The sequence below is a fragment of the Alkalibacter saccharofermentans DSM 14828 genome, assembly GCF_900128885.1.
GTDB lineage: Bacteria > Bacillota > Clostridia > Eubacteriales > Alkalibacteraceae > Alkalibacter > Alkalibacter saccharofermentans.
This window is the reverse complement of the sequence record NZ_FQTU01000008.1, coordinates 17,465-40,222: the sequence shown is the minus strand read 5'-3', so window position 1 is coordinate 40,222 and position 22,758 is coordinate 17,465. Positions and strand designations below refer to the sequence as shown.

Annotated in this window: 24 protein-coding genes; 18 read left to right on the top strand and 6 right to left on the bottom strand. The window is 40.4% G+C overall.

What is annotated here, in order from left to right; genetic code table 11:
- Positions 1 to 44 precede the first annotated feature (44 nt).
- The 5 genes from BUB93_RS06755 to glmS all read left to right on the top strand — a co-directional run bounded on the left by BUB93_RS06755 (position 45) and on the right by glmS (position 6,191).
- A complete protein-coding gene (locus tag BUB93_RS06755; protein ID WP_073270437.1) occupies positions 45 to 524 on the top strand; it encodes a CarD family transcriptional regulator in 480 nt (159 codons plus the stop codon).
- Positions 525 to 687: 163 nt separating this feature from the next.
- Entirely contained in the window at positions 688 to 1,785 is a 1,098-nt protein-coding gene (locus BUB93_RS06750) for a PIN/TRAM domain-containing protein (protein WP_073270434.1), read from the top strand.
- A 132-nt stretch (positions 1,786 to 1,917) separates the two neighbouring features.
- Positions 1,918 to 2,619: a 2-C-methyl-D-erythritol 4-phosphate cytidylyltransferase gene (gene ispD, locus BUB93_RS06745; RefSeq protein ID WP_073270432.1), complete on the top strand. Its 702-nt coding sequence runs from the start codon at positions 1,918 to 1,920 to the stop codon at positions 2,617 to 2,619.
- A 38-nt stretch (positions 2,620 to 2,657) separates the two neighbouring features.
- Positions 2,658 to 4,001, top strand: a complete 1,344-nt coding sequence (gene glmM / locus BUB93_RS06740; protein ID WP_073270430.1) for a phosphoglucosamine mutase — start codon at positions 2,658 to 2,660, stop codon at positions 3,999 to 4,001.
- A 360-nt stretch (positions 4,002 to 4,361) separates the two neighbouring features.
- Positions 4,362 to 6,191, top strand: a complete 1,830-nt coding sequence (glmS, locus tag BUB93_RS06735) for a glutamine--fructose-6-phosphate transaminase (isomerizing) (RefSeq protein ID WP_073270428.1) — start codon at positions 4,362 to 4,364, stop codon at positions 6,189 to 6,191.
- A gap of 53 nt (positions 6,192 to 6,244) precedes the next feature.
- On the opposite strand, the gene BUB93_RS06730 is transcribed toward glmS, so the two are convergent.
- Genes BUB93_RS06730 through BUB93_RS06720 form a run of 3 tightly spaced genes read right to left on the bottom strand, consistent with a single transcriptional unit; the run spans position 6,245 to position 8,028 of the window.
- Positions 6,245 to 7,060, bottom strand: coding sequence for an ABC transporter permease (locus tag BUB93_RS06730; RefSeq protein WP_073270426.1), 816 nt, complete (start codon positions 7,058 to 7,060; stop codon positions 6,245 to 6,247).
- Positions 7,057 to 7,701, bottom strand: a complete 645-nt coding sequence (locus BUB93_RS06725; RefSeq protein ID WP_073270424.1) for an ABC transporter ATP-binding protein — start codon at positions 7,699 to 7,701, stop codon at positions 7,057 to 7,059. Before BUB93_RS06725 ends, BUB93_RS06730 begins: the two co-directional genes overlap by 4 nt.
- 21 nt (positions 7,702 to 7,722) lie before the next feature.
- Positions 7,723 to 8,028, bottom strand: a complete 306-nt coding sequence (locus BUB93_RS06720) for a PadR family transcriptional regulator (RefSeq protein ID WP_073270422.1) — start codon at positions 8,026 to 8,028, stop codon at positions 7,723 to 7,725.
- Between the two features lie 146 nt (positions 8,029 to 8,174).
- Here BUB93_RS06720 and BUB93_RS06715 point away from each other — a divergent pair, with 146 nt between their 5' ends.
- The 6 genes from BUB93_RS06715 to BUB93_RS06690 all read left to right on the top strand — a co-directional run bounded on the left by BUB93_RS06715 (position 8,175) and on the right by BUB93_RS06690 (position 15,010).
- A complete protein-coding gene (locus BUB93_RS06715; protein WP_073270420.1) occupies positions 8,175 to 8,711 on the top strand; it encodes a hypothetical protein in 537 nt (178 codons plus the stop codon).
- A gap of 46 nt (positions 8,712 to 8,757) precedes the next feature.
- Positions 8,758 to 9,150, top strand: coding sequence for an FMN-binding protein (locus tag BUB93_RS06710; protein WP_073270548.1), 393 nt, complete (start codon positions 8,758 to 8,760; stop codon positions 9,148 to 9,150).
- A gap of 407 nt (positions 9,151 to 9,557) precedes the next feature.
- Positions 9,558 to 9,848, top strand: a complete 291-nt coding sequence (locus BUB93_RS06705) for a PTS sugar transporter subunit IIB (RefSeq protein WP_073270418.1) — start codon at positions 9,558 to 9,560, stop codon at positions 9,846 to 9,848.
- Between the two features lie 65 nt (positions 9,849 to 9,913).
- Positions 9,914 to 11,191, top strand: coding sequence for a PTS galactitol transporter subunit IIC (locus tag BUB93_RS06700; RefSeq protein ID WP_073270416.1), 1,278 nt, complete (start codon positions 9,914 to 9,916; stop codon positions 11,189 to 11,191).
- Between the two features lie 140 nt (positions 11,192 to 11,331).
- The gene (locus BUB93_RS06695; protein WP_073270414.1) at positions 11,332 to 13,842 is read left to right on the top strand and encodes a Lon protease family protein; all 2,511 of its coding nucleotides are present in this window, start codon (positions 11,332 to 11,334) and stop codon (positions 13,840 to 13,842) included.
- Between the two features lie 58 nt (positions 13,843 to 13,900).
- Positions 13,901 to 15,010, top strand: coding sequence for an Ldh family oxidoreductase (locus BUB93_RS06690; protein WP_073270412.1), 1,110 nt, complete (start codon positions 13,901 to 13,903; stop codon positions 15,008 to 15,010).
- Positions 15,011 to 15,131: 121 nt separating this feature from the next.
- Here the strand turns inward: BUB93_RS06690 and BUB93_RS06685 are convergent, their stop codons facing one another.
- Positions 15,132 to 15,332, bottom strand: coding sequence for a cold-shock protein (locus BUB93_RS06685; protein ID WP_073270411.1), 201 nt, complete (start codon positions 15,330 to 15,332; stop codon positions 15,132 to 15,134).
- Positions 15,333 to 15,674: 342 nt separating this feature from the next.
- Here BUB93_RS06685 and BUB93_RS11385 point away from each other — a divergent pair, with 342 nt between their 5' ends.
- From BUB93_RS11385 to BUB93_RS06670, 4 genes are all read left to right on the top strand, one after another.
- Positions 15,675 to 15,839, top strand: a complete 165-nt coding sequence (locus BUB93_RS11385; RefSeq protein WP_159432069.1) for a hypothetical protein — start codon at positions 15,675 to 15,677, stop codon at positions 15,837 to 15,839.
- A 39-nt stretch (positions 15,840 to 15,878) separates the two neighbouring features.
- Positions 15,879 to 16,442 carry a phosphatase PAP2 family protein gene (locus tag BUB93_RS06680; protein ID WP_073270410.1) on the top strand — a complete coding sequence of 188 codons (564 nt, stop codon included), beginning with the start codon at positions 15,879 to 15,881 and terminating at the stop codon, positions 16,440 to 16,442.
- A gap of 160 nt (positions 16,443 to 16,602) precedes the next feature.
- Positions 16,603 to 16,947: an encapsulin-associated ferritin-like protein gene (locus tag BUB93_RS06675; RefSeq protein WP_073270408.1), complete on the top strand. Its 345-nt coding sequence runs from the start codon at positions 16,603 to 16,605 to the stop codon at positions 16,945 to 16,947.
- A gap of 16 nt (positions 16,948 to 16,963) precedes the next feature.
- On the top strand, positions 16,964 to 17,755 hold the full coding sequence (locus BUB93_RS06670; RefSeq protein WP_143159074.1) for a family 1 encapsulin nanocompartment shell protein: 792 nt from the start codon (positions 16,964 to 16,966) through the stop codon (positions 17,753 to 17,755).
- Between the two features lie 40 nt (positions 17,756 to 17,795).
- Here the strand turns inward: BUB93_RS06670 and BUB93_RS06665 are convergent, their stop codons facing one another.
- A complete protein-coding gene (locus BUB93_RS06665; RefSeq protein ID WP_073270406.1) occupies positions 17,796 to 18,506 on the bottom strand; it encodes a cell wall-active antibiotics response protein in 711 nt (236 codons plus the stop codon).
- Positions 18,507 to 18,630: 124 nt separating this feature from the next.
- On the opposite strand from BUB93_RS06665, the gene BUB93_RS06660 reads away from it, so the two are divergent.
- From BUB93_RS06660 to BUB93_RS11440, 3 genes are all read left to right on the top strand, one after another.
- Positions 18,631 to 19,320, top strand: coding sequence for a response regulator transcription factor (locus BUB93_RS06660; RefSeq protein ID WP_073270404.1), 690 nt, complete (start codon positions 18,631 to 18,633; stop codon positions 19,318 to 19,320).
- Positions 19,307 to 20,671 carry a sensor histidine kinase gene (locus BUB93_RS06655; RefSeq protein ID WP_073270401.1) on the top strand — a complete coding sequence of 455 codons (1,365 nt, stop codon included), beginning with the start codon at positions 19,307 to 19,309 and terminating at the stop codon, positions 20,669 to 20,671. Before BUB93_RS06660 ends, BUB93_RS06655 begins: the two co-directional genes overlap by 14 nt.
- 69 nt (positions 20,672 to 20,740) lie before the next feature.
- Positions 20,741 to 20,896: an LDCC motif putative metal-binding protein gene (locus BUB93_RS11440; protein WP_200789463.1), complete on the top strand. Its 156-nt coding sequence runs from the start codon at positions 20,741 to 20,743 to the stop codon at positions 20,894 to 20,896.
- Between the two features lie 46 nt (positions 20,897 to 20,942).
- On the opposite strand, the gene BUB93_RS06650 is transcribed toward BUB93_RS11440, so the two are convergent.
- On the bottom strand, positions 20,943 to 22,730 hold the full coding sequence (locus tag BUB93_RS06650; protein ID WP_073270400.1) for an urease accessory protein UreH domain-containing protein: 1,788 nt from the start codon (positions 22,728 to 22,730) through the stop codon (positions 20,943 to 20,945).
- Between the last annotated feature and the right edge of the window lie 28 nt (positions 22,731 to 22,758).

Sequence of the window (22,758 nt, the reverse complement as noted above, 5' to 3'; positions counted from 1 at the left end):
TATTGCTATACTATAATTAAGTTATATAGTCTAGGAGGATTGTTATGTACAAAATCGGAGACAAGATCGTCTATCCAATGCATGGAGCGGGGATCATAGAGGATATTGAAGTAAAAGAAATACTGGGCGAGACATTGCCGTATTATGTACTTAAGTTTCCTGTGGGAAATATGAAAATCATGGTGCCGGTGAACAACTGCAGTGATTTGGGGATAAGGGACATAGTAAAAAGTGAGATTTTAGACCAAGCATTAGATGTTTTAAGAGGAAGCAAAAGTGTTCTGGAAAGCAATTGGAACCGAAGGTACAGGGAAAACCTCGACAAGATAAAAAGTGGAGATATCTTGGATGTTGCCGAGGTCGTCAAAGATCTGTACTTGATGGACAGGGAAAAGGGACTTTCAACCGGAGAAAAAAAAATGCTAAATAATGCAAAGCAGATTTTAATAAGCGAATTGGCGCTGGCGAGAGATCTAAACAATCAGACGGCCGAGGATATTATAAAGGATTGCTTGAAGGAATAGGCGCAGGCCTATTCCTTTCTTAATATAAAAAAATACAAGATTTTAAGCTATTTTTAATCCATTTCTGATATAATATGACTCATACTCAAAAAAAAACGGGATAAAGCAGCTGTAAGAAAAAACAATAAAAAACAATATAATATATTGGAAGGGGGGTGCAGATATGGTAATCAAGGCTATTAGATGGATAATTACTGCATTAGGGATAATAACAGGATATCAACTGGCTATTGCTGTGCTTGGCATCAGCTATGTGGAAAACGCACTTGGAAGCTTTTCACAAGCTCCGTTCAGTATGGTTATTTATGTTTTAAGCGGACTCATTCTCGGTTTGGCTTTTTATTTAATATCACCTGAAATTATAAAAATAGGATTAAAAATATCCAAAAAAATTGAAAATTCACTTGCAGTCTTTTCTTTGCAGGAGCTTGTCATTTCGACTGTGGGACTTATCATTGGTTTGACAATTGCCGCTCTTTTGTCTTTGCCTATCAGTAATTTCAGACTGTTTCCTGGAGTGACAGAGATAATTGTAACGCTAATCTATATTCTTTTTGGGTATATGGGAATAACCATAACAAGCAAGAATTCTGAATTGTTGACAGGGTTGATGAAAAGAAGCCAAAAGGAGATAAAACCTCAGAAGCCTAAAATAACTTGTCCAAAGATACTGGATACAAGCGTCATAATTGACGGGCGAATATTTGACATATGTCAGACGGGTTTTGTCGAGGGAAGCTTAGTAATACCCGGGTTTGTTTTGGGAGAGCTTCAGTATATAGCGGATTCTTCGGATTCACTGAAACGTACCAAGGGAAGAAGAGGTCTGGATATACTAAACAGAATTCAAAAAGAGCTGGATATCGAGGTTATGATCTCAGAAAAAGATTTTCCTGATATAAAAGAAGTAGATGCAAAACTGGTTCAGCTTGCAAAGGAAATAAAAGGCAAAGTGGTGACTAATGACTATAATCTGAACAAGGTTGCTGAGTTTCACGGCGTCGGCGTTCTTAATATCAATGAGCTTTCAAATGCTGTCAAGCCGGTGGTAATACCCGGAGAAGAGATGGTCGTCACGGTGCTTAAAGATGGCAAAGAATCCGGTCAAGGGATAGCGTATCTCGATGACGGCACGATGATCGTCGTTGAAAGCGGAAAGAGGCATGTGGGTAATACTATCGACGTGATAGTGACTAGCGTGCTGCAGACTGCAGCAGGCAGGATGATATTTGCTAAGCCTAAGAAAAATGGAAATAAATAGGAATTAAATGCAAAACGAGCCGAAGGCAATTTGTTTGCCGGCGGCTCGTTTTGCATTTATTCTTTGATTTCTTCCAAATAAAGTTATATAATGTTGTCTTAGGATGATTTAAAAAGGAAAAGAGGCGAAAGTATGAGCAAGCCTTTTGTAAGCGCAATAGTGGTTGCAGCCGGATCAGGCAGCAGAATGAAAGCGGGAATAAACAAGCAATACCTTTATCTCAGCGGAAAACCGGTACTGGCCCATACATTGTTGGCTTTTGAGAAATGCCAGATGATTGATGAAGTTATATTAGTCATAAGTGAAAATGATTTTGAAGTCTGCAAAACTGAAGTCATAAAGCCCAACAAACTTAAAAAAATAAAAGAAGTGGTAGCCGGGGGAAGCAGCCGGCAAGAATCCATGTACCATGGCCTTTTGAAGGTAAACAAAAAAGCGGACATAGTAATAACCCATGACGGAGCCAGACCGCTGGTTCACCAGAACACATTGCTTAAATGCGTTGAAAAGACATTGGAATATGGCGCTACCATCGTAGCAGTCCCAGTCAAAGAGACTATCAAAGTAGTAGATGATGATTTGGAGGTAGTTCATACCCCTAAAAGATCTGAACTGTGGTCAGTGCAGACTCCACAGACTTTCAACTATGAAATCTTGTTAAAGGCCCATGAAAAAGCCAGGGAAGAAGGCTTTACCGGGACAGACGATTCTATGCTGGTGGAAAGACTGGATTTTCCTATAAAGATAGTCAAGGGTCACTACGACAACATTAAGATAACGACACCGGAAGATTTGATAATAGCTGAGTCTATAATTCAAATCTTTCCGGAATAAAAAATATTATAAAATGATCAATCAATTGGAGGTATATTATGGGTAATTTATTCGGAACCGATGGCGTAAGAGGGGTGGCTAACAGCGAATTGACTCCGCAGCTTGCTTTTGAGCTGGGAAGAGCAGGAGCTTATGTACTGGCTACAAACGCCCACAAACCCAAATTCGTAATCGGCAAGGATACCAGAATATCAGGAGATCTGCTGGAAGCGGCTTTAACTGCAGGCATATTGTCTGTGGGAGGAGAAGTTATAAAAGCAGGAGTAATTCCGACACCGGGAGTGGCAATTCTTACGAGAGAGCTAAAAGCTGATGCAGGGGTGGTTATTTCAGCTTCTCATAATCCGGCTGAGTTCAATGGAATCAAGTTTTTTAACGGTGAGGGATTCAAGCTTAGGGATGAAATTGAAGACAAAATAGAAGAACTCATTGAATTCGGCTTTGAATATCCGGTTTATATCGGGGACGGAGTCGGAGTAGTGACAGAGATGAATGAATCTACGAATGTCTACGAAGAATTTGTTTTGTCGACCATAGATACGGATTTAAATGGTCTTAAAATCGTGTTGGATTGTGCTAACGGGGCAGCTTATAAAATTGCGCCTGAAGTTTTTGAAAAAGCAGGTGCGGAAGTCATAGTCATTGGAAATGACCCCGATGGAATAAACATCAATAAAAACTGCGGTTCTACTCACTTGGAAAGGCTTCAAAGTGAGGTGCTCGAGAGAAACGCAGATTTTGGCCTGGCCTTTGACGGAGATGCCGACAGGATGCTTGCCGTAGATGAAAAGGGCAATGTAGTTGATGGAGACCAGATACTTAATATATTTGCATATCACATGAAAAAACAGAAATGCTTGAAAAACGATACTGTTGTCATAACGGTTATGAGCAATATGGGCCTTGATCTTGCTTTGGATGAGTTAAAATGCAAAAGCGTAAAGACTAAAGTGGGGGACAGATATGTTCTGGAGGAGATGCTGGATAAAGGTTACAACCTTGGGGGAGAACAATCCGGGCATATAATCCTATTGGACCACAACACTACAGGAGACGGTGTCTTGTCAGGAGTCCAATTAGCGGCAATAATTAAAAAGGAAAACAAGAGCTTAGGGGAGCTGTCGGCAATGATGAGCATTTTTCCACAAGTCTTGGTTAATGCAAAAGTGAACAACAACAAGAAGTATGGATATCTGGAAGATGAGATTATTCAAGGTGAAATCAGAAAGATGGAGATAATGCTTGAAAAAAAGGGAAGGGTTTTAATAAGGCCTTCCGGCACGGAACCATTGGTCAGGGTCATGCTTGAGGGTGAAAACCTAAATGAAATCAAGACCATGGCAGAAAATCTTGCTGATATGATAGTCAATAGATTGGCGTAAAACGGGGGCAACCCCGTTTTTAATTTGTAAATTAGAAATAATACTTGTTAAAATTTAGATTTATATTTATAATTGTTATGAAAGGATGTGAAATAAGAAAACTGAATATCTAAAAAGCGCCAGAACTCTTTAGCGAGTTGACGAGGTTTGGGGAATATCGAATTTTCGGCGGATGCCCCAAAAGTGTTAAATCTTCTTAACATCATCTTCAGGACAAAACCACCGGGTGACCGATGGCACAAATCCATTCGAAGTCTTATAAATGCATCATTTCTTAAAGAGCACCAAAAGACCCTGTCAGGGGTTTGTTTCTGTTGTTCGAAAATCACAAAAAAAAATTGAAAACTGGAGGACTGCAACATGTGCGGAATCGTAGGTTATATAGGAGAGAAAGAAGCTGCGCCTATTTTGGTGGAAGGGCTTAAGAAATTGGAGTACAGAGGATATGACTCAGCTGGAGTAGCAGTATTTAAAGACGGTGAAATAAGCATAAGAAAGCGAAAGGGAAGACTTGCAATACTAGATGAAGAGGTAACTAAAAATCCTGCAAAAGGTAATATAGGCATTGGCCACACCAGATGGGCGACTCATGGAGCACCATCGGATATAAATTCACATCCACACTGCAACAATGATTGTTCTGTAACCATAGTGCATAATGGTATCATCGAAAACTATATGGATCTCAAGGAGGATCTTGTTGCCAAAGGATACAGATTTTTATCAGAAACAGATACTGAAGTAATCGCACACTTGATAGACGACCTTTACAAGACAGATCTTTTGACGGCTGTACAAGAGGCTGCAAAGCTATTAAAGGGATCATACGCTTTAGGAGTAATGAGCACCAAGGATCCCGGGAAAATAATTGCAGTCAGGAAAGACAGCCCGTTGGTGGTAGGACTTGGAGAAAGGGAAAATTTCATAGCCTCGGATATCCCTGCAATTCTAAGCCATACGCGAAGAGTGTATCTTCTCGACGATAACGAAATTGCCATATTGACTGCCGATGATGTGAAGGTATTGGACAAATACGGGGAAGAAGCAGGCAAACAGGTATTCAAGGTAGACTGGGATGCTGCAGACGCGGAAAAAGGCGGATATGACTACTTCATGCACAAGGAGATCCACGAGCAGCCAAAAGCCCTTAGAGATACAATGACATCAAGGATTTCAGCTGAAAATGAAGATATCGTGCTGGACAAGATAAAACTTGGAAAAGACGAGCTTAAAAACATCAACAAGGTGTACATAGTCGCATGTGGCACGGCTTACCATGCGGGATTAATAGGAAAGTACGTAATTGAAAAATATGCAAGAATTCCGGTGGAAGCAGATATCGCTTCTGAATTCAGATATAGAAACCCCATCGTTGACGAAAACACCCTTCTGATCGTCGTGAGCCAGTCAGGAGAGACGGCGGATACCCTTGCAGCCATGAGGTTGGTAAGGGAAAGCAAGGGCCGTGTAATGGCTATTACAAATGTTATCGGCAGCACGATATCAAGAGAAGCAGATGATGTGATGTATACTTGGGCGGGACCTGAAATAGCCGTCGCTTCCACAAAGGCATACACCACTCAGCTTACTTGCATGTATATGATTGGTCTCCATCTGGGACTATTAAAAGAGACTATAACAAAAGACTTTTACAACAGGATAAGAACAGCTCTTTTAAGATCCCCTGAAGACATCGAATTTGTTTTGAAGCAGGAAGAAAAGATCAGGGAATTTGCGTACAATAACTTCAAAGTGGAAGACATGTTCTTCTTGGGCAGGGGGCTTGATAATTACGTTGCAATGGAAGGTTCCCTTAAAATGAAGGAAATTTCCTATATCCACTCGGAAGCATACCCTGCCGGTGAGCTAAAGCATGGGACAATAGCACTGGTAGAGGAGGGAACCATCATCATCGCCCTGTGCACGCAAGAAGAGGTGTTTGAAAAGATGATGAGCAACATAAAGGAAGTAAAGGCCAGAGGTGCATACATTCTTGCTTTTGCCCAGGAGAAAAACAAAGCTATTGAAAAGGAAGCAGATCAGGTATTCTATATAAAAGACACCGAAGACGATTTAGCGTCTATAGGAACAGTGGTATACCTTCAGTTATTGGCCTATTATCTTTCGGTAGCCAGAGGCTGTGATGTAGACAAGCCGAGAAACCTTGCAAAGAGCGTAACTGTAGAATAAAAAACACAATAAACAAAAAAATGGGAGTTGCCGAAATGCAATCTCCCATTTTTTTATTTATCCGCTTTACCGTTTTTCTTTGCAGGCGGGCTTACCGTTAGTTGGTTTCTTTCGTTAAAGAAAGTTTTATATCCCAATTGTACGAACAATATCACTGTCAAGGCGACGCTTCCCAGGATTCCTAGCATGATTGCTATTTGGTACTCAATTGCTGTGACTGGAGAGGTTCCTGAAAGTATCTGACCTGTCATCATGCCGGGAAGAAAGACTATCCCCATGCCTACCATGGAATTTATTGTGGGGAGTATGGCTGAATCAAATGCTCCGTCTATTATTTCCTTTGCCGCAAGCTTTGGAGTGGCACCGAGCATAAGCGCCGATTCGACCATATGCCTTTGAGTGTACATATTTTCTACTAGCTTTGCAACTCCCAGGGAAATACCTGTCATGGAGTTTCCCACAAGCATTCCGGCAATGGGTATAAAGTATCTGGGATCATACCAAGGATCGATCCTCACCACTACCAGTAAAAAATAGACCAGGCTGGAAAGAGTGCCTGCGAGCATGGAAAAGGCTATTATCTTTTTAAGTTGCTTTGTAAGTTCCGTCTTGGTTCTTTTATATACGTTGTTAATCGCAAAAGCTTCCATTATTGCTATTGCAAGCAATGTCAAGAAAGGGTTGGCGTTGTCAAAGAGAAATATCAAAACGTATCCCGTAATGATCAACTGCAGGGTCATCCTGACAGAGGATATTATGATCTCCTTTTCACGGGATATTCCTCTTGCCTTAACGATGAAGAGCAGTATAACAATAAATATGTAGGATGCGGCCATTTGCCACATCTGAAGGTCTATTACTCCATTCATACGAGGCTCCTTCCCGTTATTGGCATGTTTTTATTTTTAATTTCTATTATTTCGTCTGCAAACTCGCGGGCGATTTTTTTTGAGTGGGTAACCATAACCATTGTTTTTTTCTTATCCCTTGCATATTCAACCAGAGAGCTTATGACAAACTGTTCGGTATCTTCATCAAGAGCTGAGGAAGGTTCATCTAAAAGGAGCACTTCAGGGTCCATAAGCATGACCCTGGCGATCGCCAGCCGCTGCTTTTCTCCCCCTGATAAAAAATCTGAATCTGAGTCAAGATCTTTAGACAATTTAACCATGTCCATGGCTTTGATAAGCTCCTCATCGGAAACTTCAGGCTTTTGTGAAAGCTTCAGTCCAATCAGCAGGTTATCTCTCACAGTGCCGCTGAATATGGCCGGAGTCTGAGGAAGCATAACAGCTTTTCGCCTAAGTGACACGGGATCGATGTCGAATATGGATTCCCCGTTGTAGAAGATATCTCCTGAATCAGGACTTGTCAGGTTATTCAGCATCCTAAGAAGAGTGGTTTTTCCGCTGCCGCTTTCCCCTACTATGCAGGTGATTTTTCCTCTGGGTATATTGATTTCTTTAATATCCAAGATGTTTTTAAATTTAATGTTTTTCAAATCGTACATAGGGACTTTTCCTTTCTAAAATCATTTGATTTCCTTAAAGAGCTCATAAGCTTTTTCCTTTGCCTCCGCCAAAACATCTTCACCGAGTGGAGTTATGCTGTAGTATTTTCTGATTTTACCGGAGACAAGCAGGTCTTTTCGTTCAAGGAGACCTTTTTCCTCCATGCTGTGAAGCAGAGGATAGAGAGTCCCAGGACTCATATCGTAACCGTGGCGTTCCAGTTCTTTTATCATCCAAGCTCCGTAGAGGGGTTCTTTTTTTGCGTGGTGAAGTATGTGTATCTGAATAAAGCCTAAAAAGAATTTTCTCAAGATAGAATCTTTCAAATCGGCACCTTCTTTCTAATTATTGCTATACATAACGATATCGTAATTCGATATCATTGTACCATATCAAATTGATAATATCTAGAGCATGGGACAAAATTGTGATAGAATCAATATAATAAAACTTTTCGTTGGAGGAATGACATATGAAATATACTGTGAAAGATATTACGCTAATCGGCGTCGTAGCCGCATTGACGGTTGTTGTAGGATATGTTTTTTATATTGCAGGAAGCTTTTTCCCAGTGCCGGGGCTTAAATTTGTCGTATTTGCTCCTTTTTTGGGATTTATGATGTTTATTCCTGTTAGAAAGGTTCAAAAGATAGGAGTGATGTCTGCTGTAAATCTGGTGTTCGGGGCTTTGATGGCACCGGTGTCAATAGTGATGTCCATTGCGATAGTGTCTGCAGGTGTCAGTGCGGAGCTGATAGCTTTTATAATTTTTAGAAATTACGGTACCTTGAGAAAGATGGTTCTAGCGGTTGGATTGTATCCGGTGACGGCTGTCTTATGCGCATCGGCAGCGGCCTATTACTTTACCGGCAATGCCATATATCGCTTGACCGGAGGATGGGTTTTTGTTTTGATATTGTCGGCAGTGATTTATCTGCTAGGGGTCGCAGGGGCATGGATGTCTAACAAGGTAGTGTATCAGAGGATTGGGGAAAAATCAAATAGTTGATTGATTCAGGAGAGTTTTGCTGATAAAAAAATTGGAGGAGTTAAAGATGAAGAAATCACACAAGATATTGTTGATCATATTGATCGTTTTTGCCGCATTAGCGATAACAGGCAAAATCGTAATATCTAATATTGAAAAAAATCTTAAAGGATTGACTGAGCTTGAAATAGAGCAAGTAGACCTGACCCAGGTAAATGATGGAATTTATTTTGGCAGCCACGACGCTTTTCCCATATCAGTAGAAGTTGAGGTGGAGGTTTCGAATCATAAAATTGATAAAATTGAAATATTAAAGCACGATAACGGCCAAGGAAAAGACGCCGAAAGCATCGTTGAGGATATAGTAAATAGCCAATCCCTTGATGTCGATGCCATATCAGGAGCTACATACAGCAGGATTGTGATACGAAAGGCTGTCGAGGATGCTCTTTTAGATTAAAATACTAAACTGCAGATGAAATCAACAGGCTGCAGTTTTTTAATGATCAAAGGTTATACATGTATAATATGGGCATACACAGATACCATTACATGGGCCCGATAACGTTTACAAGGAAATAGGTAAAATATTTTTTACTATTTTAAAATGATACTGTATACAATAATGAAAAGATGGATTTTTATGATAAAATGAGGAAAGTTATTTTCTTTGAGTAACGGCTTTTTGAACTAAAGTTGATTGCGCTTAAATGTATACAAGGAACATAGCAAAAAATACTTGAAATTCCAGAAGTGTTATGAGAAAATAATTTAAGTTATATATGTAAAAAATATAACTAGAAGGGCTAAAATGGCAAATATGCGTATTACTCATAATTTGTCAATATTCATTTGGAGGTGAAAAATATGGTTAAAAAGAAAATTTTAGTTGCATGTGGCACAGCAATAGCAACATCGACGGTAGTAGCAAAGAAAATCGAAAAAATGTGCAAAGAGCAGGGCATCGATTGCATGACAGTGCAATGCAAGGCTTCCGAAGCAGTTTCAAAGGCTAAGACGCTTAAGCCGGATGTTGTTGTAGGTACATGCCAAATACCGGGCGATCCGGGAGTGCCGGTTGTCAACGGAAGATCTTTTCTTACTGGAGTTAACCTCCAAAAGACAATCGAAGAGTTGGTTGAAGTGTTAAAAGGCTAAGTTTAGCACTTGATATTGGCAACATAGTGAGCTGATATAAAATTGAACTGAGGGGGAATAACTCAATGGATTTAGTATTAGGTTTTTTTACATGGATCATCGAAGCAGGAGCATCGGTAATGATGCCGGTAATCTTATTAATTTTAGGTATAGCGCTGGGGCAGCGTTTTTCTGACGTTTTTAGAGCGGCTATCACCTTTGGTATCGCATTTATAGGACTTAACCTAGTCATAGGCCTTATGGTTAATACAATCACACCGGTTATCAACGAACTTGTAGAGGTATACGGACTTAGAAACAACGCTATTGACATCGGATGGCCGGCAGGTGCCGCAGTAGCATGGGGTACCGACGTTGTTCCAATCATATTCATAACAATTCTTGCAACCAACATCATCATGTTGGCTCTTGGATGGACAAAAACAATGGATATCGATATATGGAACTACTGGCATGCACTTTTCATTGGTAGCGCGATCGTGCTAATCGGAGAAAGATCAACTCTAAGCTATATTTTGGCTGCGGCTTCAGCTGCAATAAACATGGCTGTAGTGTTTAAGATAGCCGATTGGATTCAACCGGACTGTGCGGATATTTTGGGTCTTGAAGGAATATCATTGCCTCATACTCAAGCTGTATCACAAGCGCTTTATTCTTATCCGATGGATTGGATGCTTAACAAAATTCCTGGAATCAAAGACATCAACTGGACGACAGAGAAGATGCAGGAAAGACTTGGGTTGCTGGGAGAACCTATGATGCTCGGACTGGTTATCGGTGGAGGACTTGCAGTTGCTGCCAGAATGGAAGTCAGAGTAATCCTTAACACTGCAATGGGAGTTGCCGGAGTACTTGTGCTTCTTCCAAGAATGATCGCTCTTTTGATGGAAGGACTTATGGTTATTTCAGAAGGCGCGCATCAGTTTATGGAAAAAAGATTCCCGGGAAGAGAAGTTTACATTGGTCTTGACGCAGCGGTCGCTATCGGACATCCATTCGTAGTATCAATCGCACTTATCATGATTCCAATCACTTTGGTACTTGCTTTTGTATTGCCAGGTGTTACTGTGCTTCCTCTTGCAGACCTGTCTGTTCTAACTTTTTACAATATATGCTCTATTCTTCCTAACAGAGGTAACTTGTTTAGGGCATTGATACATGGAACTATTCAGAGTATAATCATTCTTTATCTTGCTACATACGCAGCTCCGATGATGACAGAGCTTTTGGGTGTAGTAGATCCTACGCTTTTGATGGAAGGTTCTCAAGTAACAAACCTTGCCATTGGAGCACAGTCATATACTTGGATACCGTTCTTTATATTCATTCAATTTATTAGGTAATGATTTTAATATGCTCTGCACATTTCCCCAATGATGAAATTCATTGGGGTTTTTTATTTTTAGCGCTGTTACGTCATCCTAAAAAGGGTATATAGAAGATAACGAGTTGAATACGATTACGGTATTTAGGAGGATTTTCAATGGGAAATGAAGAGAAATTCAAAGTAGGAATAGAAAGGCTTAAAAGGATTTGCGGCAGTGAAAACGAACTTGACTTTTGCTCTACTTCCAAGGATGTGGAGCCCTTTGAGAATTTCATAGGTCAGGAAAGAGCCATAAAGGCGATGGATTTCGGCTTGAAAATGGAGGCGACTGGATATAATATATTTGTAGCCGGAGCCCAAGGTACAGGCAAAAGCACCTACACCGAAAGTACCGTTAAGCAAGCAGCTAAGGGGAAGCCTGTGCCAATGGACTGGTGTTACATATATAATTTCAACGACAGAGACAATCCCATGTCGGTTTCTCTTCCGGCAGGAAAAGGCAAGGTGTTCAAAAAGGACATGGAAGCACTGGTTTCGGAGCTAAAGATACTTATTCCAAGGGCATTTGAAGGTAGCGACTATAGACAGCAAAGAGACAGAATAATCCAGTCCGTCAGAAAAAAATTGGTAGACATGCTTCACGAAGTCGAAAAGGAAGCCAATGACGAAGGGTTCATGTTGCAGCAGCTGCCCGGTCGGGTTTTGTTCTTGCCTGTCAAAAACGGACAACCCATACAGCAGGAGGAATACGAGAAATACTCCATAGATGAAAGAAAAAAAATAGAAGAGAAGATGCATCAGCTACAGAAAAAAATGAACGAGACCATGAGATACGGTCAAAACCTGGAGAAGCAGGGCAATGGACAGATAGTCGAACTTGAAAAAAAAATCGCCTATGCTGCTGCTGAAGTGCCGGTAAATAGGTTGAAAGAAAAATACGGAGACTTTCCAAAAATTCTTGAATACTTGGAAGGGGTTTTGAAAGACGTTGTGGAAAATCACAGGATATTTAAAACACCTGGTCATAGTGGAGGAGTGGAATATACCTTTCAGCAGCAGGGACACCAGGAAGCCCAAGAAGAGGGAGGGATAGTAGACGAAAATGGATTTTACTTTGAAGATGAAGAAAGCAGGTTCACCAGGTACAGCGTAAATCTTTTTGTAAACAACGAAAGGCTATCAGGCGCGCCGGTAATCATCGAATCCAGCCCCAACTATTATAATTTGTTTGGCAAAATAGAATATAAGAGTCATATGATGAGCATGACTACTGACTTTACGATGGTAAAATCAGGAGCCCTTCAAAGGGCTAACGGAGGATATCTTATTCTTCAAGCAAAAGATCTTCTGATGGATCCATTTGTTTGGGATGCTCTTAAGAAAGCCTTGAAATATAGAGAAGCTATAGTGGAGAATATGGGTGAGCAGTATAGGCTAATACCTACCACGACTCTTAGGCCACAGCCTATACCTTTAGATGTAAAGATACTACTGATAGGAACTCCCATATTTTACGCCATATTCAGCTCAGACGAGGATTTTGAAAAGCTGTTTAAGATAAAAGTGGATTTTGACATAGAGATGCCAAGGCATAATGAAAATGTTTGCCAATATGTATCATTTGTCAGTACATTGTGCAGAGAAGGCAATTTAAAGCACTTTGACAAGCTGGCTCTTGCCAGGATAGTGGAATATGGATCCAGATTGGCTGCGGATCAAAACAAGCTATCCACTAGATTCAATGATATAAAGGATATTGTCTATGAGGCTTCTGCTTTTGCGGCTATGGATGATAGTGAATTCGTGGATTCGAAGCATGTAAAAAAAGCGATAGATGAGCGAAAGTACAGGCTTAACAAGCTCGAAGAAAAAATACATGAGGAAATAATAAAGGGAAGAATCAGAATAGAGACAACGGGGCGAGAGGTAGGTCAGATAAATGGATTGTCTGTCATTGGATTAAGCGGTTATTCCTTTGGGATACCAATGAGGATAACAGCTAGAACTTATATGGGAAGAGGCGGGGTAATCCATATTGAGAGGGAGACGGGTATGAGCGGCAGCATTCACACTAAAGGGGTATACACCTTGGTGGGGTATCTCGGAGGAACGTTTGCCAAGAAAAAACCTTTTGGTCTGACTGCTCAGATTACCTTTGAGCAGAATTATCAGGGAGTGGAAGGAGATAGCGCATCGAGTGCTGAGCTTTATGCCATACTATCGAGTCTTTCCGGAGTTCCAATAAAGCAAAATATCGCAGTTACAGGATCGGTGGATCAAAGAGGGAAGATTCAGCCGATTGGAGGCGCAGTTGAAAAGATAGAAGGCTTTTTCGACATATGCAATTCCAAAGGACTGACTGGAGATCAAGGGGTCATGATTCCGGATGAAAACATCGAAGATCTGATGCTTAAAGATGAACTGTTGGATGCCGTCGCAGAAGGAAAGTTCAATATCTATGCAGTCAAGACCATTGAAGAAGGGATATTCCTTCTCACAGATACCGAAGCGGGAAAAGAAGATGATGATGGAGCCTATCCCGAGGGCACTATATTTGAAAAGGTTGCAAAAAGACTTATCGAATCTTACGAGAATAGGAAAGAAATCGAAAATGACAAAAAGGACAATGGAGGCACTGAAGGGAAAGAAGAAGAAAAAAACATTTAAACGCTTTGATGCTTTTGTGGTAAAATAGAATGACTTTAAGAAATGAAGGAGTGATTATGTGGAAACAAGACCATATGTCAGCTGGGAGCTGATTGGAGATTTCATGACCTGCGCATTTGAAAAACTAGGGGTTCCTAAAGATGAAGCTATGATTTGTTCAGATGTATTGATGGAAAGCGATAAAAGAGGAATTGAAAGCCACGGGTGCAACAGATTTAAGCCAATATACGTCGACAGGATTAATGCAGGCATACAAAACCCTGTGACAAAATTTGAAATACTTAAAGAAACACCTACCACGGCTGTAGTCGATGGACATGACGGCATGGGAATGGTAATCGGTTATAAAGCAATGGAAATGGCAATAAAAAAAGCTAAGAAATACGGGATGGGAATGGTAGCTGTTCGAAATTCAACCCATTACGGAATAGCTGGTTATTACAGCACGATGGCTACAAAAGAAGGTATGATCGGCATAACAGGGACAAATGCCAGACCATCGATAGCACCTACCTTTGGTGTGGAAAATATGATGGGCACCAACCCACTGACCTTTGGGCTTCCTACGGATGAACCTTTTCCCTTCGTTCTTGACTGCGCAACGAGCATTACTCAAAGGGGAAAGATAGAGTACTATGCTAGAATCGGAAAAGAAACCCCGGCAGGCATGGTTATTGGAAGAGATGGTTCAGCTATGACTGACAGCGAGCAGATACTAAAAGACCTGGTGACGGAAGATGCGGCCTTAGCGCCATTGGGAGGAATAGGCGAGGAACTTGGAGGATACAAGGGGTACGGATATGCGGCTGTGGTAGAGATATTATCTGCAGCCCTTCAGGCCGGAAGCTACATGAAGATGCTCACTGGCCTCGGCTCCCACGGGGAAAAAGTGCCATACCATTTGGGCCACTTTTTTATAGCGATAGATACTGAAGCATTTTTGGGTGCAGAGAGCTTTAAAAAGACTGCGGGAGATATTTTAAGAGAACTTAGAGCGTCCCAAGTGGCTCCTGGAGAAGAAAGGATTTACACTGCTGGAGAAAAGGAATACCTATCCTGGCTGGAAAGAAAAGATAAGGGTGTTCCGGTAGGAGAAGATGTTCAAAAGGAGCTTATAGAGGTTAGAGATGCTTTGGGTCTTGACCACAAGTTTCCGTTTGAGAACTAAATAATGCTATGTAAAAGCGGGGGTGAACCCCGCTTTAAGATTTATTTATGAAATGAATATGCTTAAACAAAAAATAAAAAAGCCTTATGAATATTCATAAGGCTAAAATATACTAGTTAAATTATTTTACAACTACAATATTTTCTGCTTGAGGACCTTTAGGACCTTGAACGATGTCAAAAGTAACTTTTTGACCTTCTTCCAAAGTTTTGAATCCGTCTGATTGGATTTGAGAATAGTGTGCGAAAACGTCGTTTCCGTCATCTCCTGTAATAAAACCAAATCCTTTGTCTGAATTAAACCATTTTACTGTACCGCTCATATCGTGTACCTCCTAATTATTAATTCCTAAATCTTTGCAAAACAGATAACAAACAATTCTTTAATCAGGGTACACTGTAAAAATTACGAGCGCCAATTAATGAAAATTGATGTTAATACTATTAAGTTCAATTTAAGTACTTTTACATAGTAACACTTTTTAAACCAAATGTCAAGATGTGACTGTAATATAAACTAGAAACATGCTATAATATTGGAGGAAAACATATTCGATATGGTAAGATTAGGCGACGAATGATACGATAAGCATAATCGGGCAACGCTGTATAGTTGGTATGATATGATTTTAAAGAAATAACTAGATTTGAAAGGAATTAAGAAAATGGCAGGCGGTAATTTTTTTAATAGACAGTTTGATTACGAAGAAGACGAATATGACTTATTGAATAAAATGAACAAGAAAAAGTCCAAATATGATTGTTTTACCAATAAGTCAACAAGAAAGAAACCGGAATACGACTATGAGGAAGATCCTTATGAACCTTAGGTTTTCGTGCATATATAAATTAACGGAGAATTTAAACTAATGATAGATTTAATAAGAAACGTGGATATGCGTTTTTTAATGTGGATTGACAGCATTGATTTCAGTTCCTTATGGGATTATGTTTTTTACTTTATAACTACACTTGGAAACAAGGGCTTCATCTGGATAGCTATATCCATGATTTTAATGGCCATTCCAAAATACAGAAAAACAGGCATAGCCCTCTTTTTTTCATTGATCCTGATAACGGTGATAGGAGAGTTTGGTTTAAAGCCCTTAATTGGAAGGTCGAGACCTTTTCAAGTCCATTCTTACTTTGAGCTTAACATGGTTCATGCATCAGGCTATTCACTACCATCTGGACACACATCCTCGTCATTTGCAGCCGCAATAGTTTTGGCCAATAGGTTTAAAAATCAGCGTCTATTAATTTGGTCATCGGCGATTCTGATGGGATTTTCTCGCATTTACTTTTTTGTTCACTACCCTTCAGATATTTTATTGGGTGCCCTTCTCGGGGTGGCTTCTGGAATTGTCGCGAATCGATTAGTGAAGATAAAAAGGCAGGGGAGTGGGTTTATTAACAATTTAAATCAGTTTTAAAAAGCAAGAGCTCAGATGAATTTAAAGTCTGAGCTCTTTGTTTATTCAGAGCAAAATAATAGCAAGACCCATAAAATTTGGGGCATAGTTGATTATATAAAAAATGAATGGGTAACATTATTAGTGATACTAAAAGAAGCTACTGTTAGGAGGAATGAATATGTCACAATATCATGAACCATTTGAGACTCTAGATGATAAGACTAGGGACATTTCCCGGGCAATCAACAGCTTGAAAGAAGAGCTAGAGGCCGTCGATTGGTACAATCAAAGAGTTCAAGGGACAAATGACCCTGAATTAAAAGGAATTATGGCACATAACCGAGATGAAGAAATCGAGCATGCCTGCATGACGATTGAGTGGCTGAGAAGAAATATGGATAAATGGGACGAAGAGCTAAGAACTTATCTTTTTGCAGAAGGCTCTGTATTGGAAGCCGAGGGAAATCAAGATTCTGTAGAAGTCAAAAAATCGTCAGGCATTAATATTGGAGACTTAAAATAAGGAAGGGGTATAAGATATGGATATGTTGAAAAGAAGCATGGCGCCGCTAGCGCAATCGGCGTGGGATGAAATAGATGCAAGGGCGGAAGAAGTGCTTAAGAGCCGCCTGACTGCAAGAAAGGCAGTTAAAGTAAACGGACCAAAGGGTTGGGACTTTACCACATTGTCCGAAGGCCGATTAGTGATCAACAAAGGCGATGATGACGTCAAGACGGGCATATATAAAGTCAAGCCTCTGGTGGAAGCCAGAGTGAGCTTCAGCTTGAGCAGATGGGAGCTTGACAACATTACAAGAGGAGCCAAGGATATTGATTTGGGAAATCTGGAGGATGCTGTCAAGAGAATCGCTGAATTTGAAGAGAATGCTGTATACAAGGGCTTTGAACACGGGGGCATAGAAGGCTTAGAAAAGGCCACTTCAAATGATGTTATTTCCTTTGGTGATGACGGTTCTTCGATTATGGGAGCAATATCCGAAGGACTGATAATGCTCAAAGAAAACTTTGAGGAAGGATCATTTGCATTGATAGTTGGAGAAGAAGCCTACAGGAGGCTGAACAAGGATGTTCAGGGATATCCTTTAATCAAGAGGATCGAGTCATTAATCGATGGAAAGATTCTTCTTAGCACTGTTGTTGAAGGAGCATTCTTGATTCCTTACGATAATGAGAATTTTGAACTTACTATTGGACAGGATTTTTCAATAGGATATGAATCCCACGATGACGAGAATGTAAGGTTATTCATAACCGAAAGCTTCACCTTTAGAGCGTTAGATGAAAAAATTATCGTAAGCTATAAATTATAAGCATATGAATAAAAGCTTCGGAGAATATCCGAAGCTTTTATCAATCTATCGACTTGATTTCGATGCCTCCCATAATTGCACGACAGTAAAAGGTGAGTTTTTTCTTTGAATCACCGGTTCCCTTTTGTGAGGAGCTGGTGCTTGCAATCAAACCGCCTGTAGATCTGCTTAAAAGCTCCAAGCCTCCAAGTATGACCGAACCCTTGCATTCTACATCAATGTCTTTTGGGACCCTGATTTCAATGCCGCCCATGATGGCTGTCAAATCTATTGCGGTTTCGCCTTCCGGGATTTCAGCATATTTAAAATTTAGTTCTATTCCCCCCATAAAAGCAACAAAACCCGTTTCATCTAAAGTCCAAGCTTCCTTGTTTCTTTCCACACCGCCCATGATCGCATAATTGGATTTACCGCTTCCCCTCTTTCCAGTCAAGAACGAAACTCCAATAAGAATCAACATGGTAGGCCAAAAGAGTTTAAATACGAAAGATAGGTTGATATTCCAAATCTCAAGGTTTCCGAGCAGGAAAGCTACTCCGAGGAATAATATGAATATGCCGGAGAGGACCTCTCCCTTGCTGCCGTGATTAAGAAGAAGGCTTAACCCTCCTGCTATCACAAATAGAGGCCACCAAGTTGAGATGATGCTGCCGATGCTGATGTCCATTATACCTAAATTGTTAATCAGCAATGCCAAGCCAAATAAAAGTATTAAAATTCCAAATAAAAAATTACCACCGATACGCTTCACGTTCACACCTCCTCAGGCTCATTATACAACAAATGCTAACAAACTGTAAAAAAAAATTGAAAACTAACACAATACCCTACAAAGATGATATAATTAATAACATATTGTTTTTGGAGGAATTTGGTTGAAAAAAATTCTAATAATTGAAGATGAGGCTGCCGTAAGAAAAGTAATCAAGGCATACCTAGATAGGGAAGGATACCAGGTGTCAGCAGCAGATAGCGGAGAAGCTGGGCTTGAACTATTCAATAACGAAAAATACGACCTGGTCATATTGGACTTGATGCTTCCCGATTTAACCGGAGAAGAAGTATGCAAAAACCTAAGGGAAATATCGGAAGTGTTTATTTTCATGCTCACTGCAAAAGGTACCGTGAGCGACAGGATAGAAGGCCTTGATATGGGGGCGGATGAATATTTGGTCAAGCCCTTTAGTCCCAGAGAGTTATGCGCACGGATCAATGCATTGTTCAGAAGATTTCCCGATAAGGAAGAAATTCTCTTCGAAGATAAGTACTTGAAAATTGATCACGAGAGAAGACGGATAACAGTAAACAATGTGGAGGTTTATCTAACGAGCAATGAATACGGGATTTTGAATGCCCTAGCCTCTAACAAGGGCAGGGTTTTGTCTAGAGAAAGACTTATAAACAGTGTTTTTGGCATGGATTTTGACGGATGTGACAGAACCGTGGATGTTCATATTAAAAACATAAGAAAAAAAATCGAGAAGGACACAAAAAATCCGAAGTATATATTGACAGTAGTCAAAGCAGGATACAAATTCGGAGGAATCAAAGATGCAAACATTTAGAAAAAGTTTGGGAATAATGTTTTTTGTGTGCGCATTCATATCGGTTCTTCTTGTAGGGCTTTTTGTGAATTTCACTGTCGGCAACAAGTTTGACAAATATGTAGAGAACATCCAAGAGGAAAGACGCCATCAGATTATAAATAGTCTGGAAGCTGAATATGCCATTGAAGGCGGGTGGAACGAGAACTCTGGCTTGAACACTTTGCATGATGCTTACATGGGCAACTACTGCCTGACTCTGTTTGATGAAAATAAAAATATCATATGGGGCATGGATCCATATGATTTGAGAAACAGGTTGCACCTTGGCACTATGCCGATAGAGGACAGCGGCGTGTATACAACTCAAAGCTACAATCTGGAGCATAATGGAGAGGTAGTAGGTTTTATAGAGATAGGACAGTACTCGGCCCTGCTTTTGACCGGCTCGGATATAGAGTTTAAAAATGCAGTCAACAACAGCATCTTCGTGGGCGGAGGAATAACAATGTTAGCCACATTTATGTTGGGGCTGTATATTTCAAAGCACTTTTCAGAACCTGTAAAGAAGGCGGCTAATCAATCAATAGCTCTATCAAAGGGAGAATACGGTGGCGTTTTGTCATCCAGAAGCCGAATCGTGGAAATAGAAATGCTGAGAAATAGCGTGAATACTCTGGCGGAAAGGCTTGAAAAGCAAGATGGTTTGAGAAAAAGGTTGATATCCGACATATCTCACGAGATCAGGAATCCGCTGAATATCCTGCAAAATAATCTGGAAGCCATGATGGACGGAATTATCCCTATAGACGACGAAAGCTTAAACATGATAAACGATGAAGTAATACGATTTGGAAAGCTATTGGAAAATTTAAATGCATTAAATGATTTGGAAGATCAAAATGCAGAATTTATATTTGAGGAAACCAATTTGCAAGAGATTCTAAAGGAGGTCTGCATGAAATTTGAAATAACCGCAAAATCAAAAAACGTAGAATTGGAATTCATATCGGATCAAGAGGAAAATTCATGGGTATCGGCAGACAAGAGCAAACTGAAGCAGGTTTTTATAAATCTTATCTCAAATGCTGTAAAATACAACGTAGACGGCGGACGCGTGGAGGTTTTGCTAACGACTAAAGATGGCAAGCCTGCAGTTGCAGTTAAGGATACGGGAGTAGGAATATCTAAAGAAGACGTCCCGTATATCTTCGAGAGGCTCTACCGGGACGACAAGAGCAGAAACATGGTCGAAGGAAACGGATTGGGTTTGTCCATAGCTAAAAAGATACTGGAATATCACAATGCGTCGATAGCGGTGAAAAGCAGCTTGGGAATAGGCAGCGTTTTTGAAGTGGTTTTTAATGTGTGATTTCAAGCTTCATTGTATCTTCATACTTTTATGTTAAAAATTATTGTATTAAGTATTGGAGGGAAATAGATGAAGAAGTTTATGAAAAGATATCTGGAAAAAATCGCGGAGCAAAACAAGAAGAACTTTGGAAGAACAAGGCTAGACTGTTGTGATTTAAACAGGGGAGAAAGCGGTCAGAGGGATAAAAAAATTATTAAGGAAAGCTCTAAGAAAGACAAATAAAAAGCTGAAGGCCGTTTTGGCCTTCAGCTTTTACCAATTCTTCACACTAGTCGAAATACAAATTTCTGATAGACTCAATATCTAGGTCCTCCGGTTCATCGGCAACGTGGATTATTCCAATCAGGGACTGATTCTTTGCTACAAGGTAGGTTCCGGCAATGTCTGGAGCAAAGGAGATCTCAGTTGTATCATCGTATACAGCAAATGACTGGACTACAGATCCGGTTTCATTGTAAATGATGTTATAAGTGTCCTCCTTGTCGAAAAAATTTGATAAATCTAATTGAATTAGTGCGTCTTTGTCGGTTTCTAATATGCCGATCAGTGGCTGCAATTCGTATCCTATTCCTTTGAAAGATAGGACATTGTCAAGGGGGCTTGCTTTTTCAATTAGAATTTCAGTAGGAACCAGGCTGATGTCATCCCCGTAAATGCTCGTGCTTTCTTCTGGAGATTGCCCGTCAACAGGAACGGAGCAGCAGCTGGGACCGGATGATTGTGGAGGGATGGCTGCATTGTCTGCATCGGGGTTGACTGCTTCAAGCTCGTCTACGACCAAAATGACCCCCCGGATCATACCCATCCAGCAACTGAAATTTATATCTTCATCTCCTGGAGTAAACTCTATGACGTTCTCGCCTGAATAAAGCTTTTCTTCCAATCCGATGCTGCGGGCTACGATGGCATTGTTGCATGAATTTATTTGTTCTCCGTTTATTATCCACTTAACAGGGATATCCTTTTGAACATAGAAAGCATTTGGGGAATATCCCCTGTTGTCAGCGGTCATCTCAATGACCTGAACTCCATCTTCAATGCGTGCCAGAACCGCATTGCCTTGGGATCCACCCCTGAATCGAGAAAGCTCGTTTGCAAAGACCCTAACAGGATTGACATCTATTCCTACAAGAGCAAATCCTCTGTTGCCCATTATTAGACCCAATAGGATAATCAATACGCCGCTTAATTTTAATATTCTCTTCGTATTTCCCTTGCTCAGCAATCCGGATATAGCTCCGAATGAGACCATGAGAGGGACCGTTCCCAAAGAGAAAAAAAACATGGACAAGGCTCCTCTAGAGGCACTGCCTGCTGCAAGGGCAAATAGCTGCATGGTCTGAAGAGGTCCGCAAGGCATAAAACCATTCAACAATCCAACTATAAATGGAGATTTGTAGGAGCTGCCTTTTGCACAAAAGGATGGGAGCCTGAAATTGAATCTTTTAAAAAAACTGAATCCTGCTAAATTAAAGCCCATCGCAATCATAAAAATTCCTGCAAATATTTGTATGCCGCCTCGAGCCGCCAGAGAGATGGAAAATATGGAGCCGACTGCTCCTACAAAACCACCTAATATGGTATAAGAGGTTACTCGACCAAGGTTATATAAAGCTGCAGGCTTGATAGATTGAAACCTGCCTTCTGATGTTTTCTCCGATACGCTTTGTGATAGCATTATTCCTCCACACATGCCGACGCAATGAAGAGAAGTAAGGACTCCTATCAATAACAAAACGCCATAGGATGCACCCTGAAGCATGGATTCCATATCAAATCCGGCTGTTTGAAATCCTAAAAGAATGATTGCGCCGACAATCAATACCATTCCAATGAACTTATAGTCCGAGGATTTTTCAAGACGATACCCCGATTTGACGACAGCATCTTTAATTTCCTGTTCAGAACATATTAAATCATCGTATACAATTTGAGCAGACTCGTTCTTAAAGCTTGCCTTAACGCTTTCGACGCCTTTAATGGCACTTATTCTTTTTTCGATTTTTTGTTCACATGATGTGCAGCTCATATCATAAATTTTGATGTTCTTTTCCATGATGACCTCCAATTATTCTCTTTCAATT